This window comes from Providencia sp. UF-183, assembly GCF_058246155.1.
The window spans coordinates 1-880 of the sequence record NZ_JBSICD010000060.1 but is presented as its reverse complement, the minus strand read 5'-3'; the positions used below and the strand labels follow the sequence as shown (position 1 = coordinate 880).

Below are 880 nucleotides of genomic sequence, written 5' to 3'. Positions count from 1 at the left end.
TATCCTTTGGTTAATAATCGTTGTTGTAATAAATCTCATCAGCGTCGGATTCATCTAAAACTAACAGGCTACCGCCGTAATAAAGCGCACCAACAAGGCGCTCAAACTCAGAACGGAACTGAACAACTTGCTTACCAAGCGTGTCACGGTATTCAAGCTCACCAGCGTATAGGCTGTAAACTGGATAACCATCATGCATAACTGCTACGTCTTCACGCATTTCTCTAGTGGTTTTTTGATGGAAGCTAAGGTAGGTATCGCAATGATGATATTTTTCTTTGCTTCTATGGCCGTATGGAGAGTCGCTAGCTGGCTCTTTCTCCAAGCCGATATGAAAAAATCCTTTTTCCCATGTATATTCTCCATCGGAAATAACCACTAGTGGTCTTCCCCAGCCCTCATGAGCCGCTTCTTCTTGATATTGATCTACGTATGCCTTCCAAAGGTCAGATGCTTTGATATATTTTGGAATTTCATGTGATTTGATAAATTTCAATACCAAATCTTTCATGCCGTTAACCATTTGCTCGCTGACACCATTCATTTCCCATTGGCTAGAAAGTTCTTTAGCCATTAATAGGTTATATTTAGGCAGGTCGACCACTTCACTAATATTTTCAGGAAGTGCTGATTCAAGGGCTTTTTTAACTCGGTCAGGAAAATTTCCCCAGCTAAAAGTATCTTTAATTGCTTTTTCATAAAGGCTTTTAACATGAGTACGGATCATTTCTGCATACTCAGGTGATTTTTCAAATTCAGAACAATGTTTTGCTATGTCATTTGCCAAGCCATCAGCAATAATATTTTTTTCATTAGACATAATTAATACTCCACACAAAATTTAGATAATAAGAGTCCGTCTCTTAATAAAGAGAATTAA

The 880-nt window shown here is 38.1% G+C and carries 1 protein-coding gene; it reads right to left on the bottom strand.

The genetic code is table 11. The features are described from left to right. Positions 1–10 precede the first annotated feature (10 nt). On the bottom strand, positions 11–820 hold the full coding sequence (locus tag AC4IFT_RS22320) for a hypothetical protein (protein ID WP_490752918.1): 810 nt from the start codon (positions 818–820) through the stop codon (positions 11–13). Positions 821–880 lie beyond the last annotated feature (60 nt).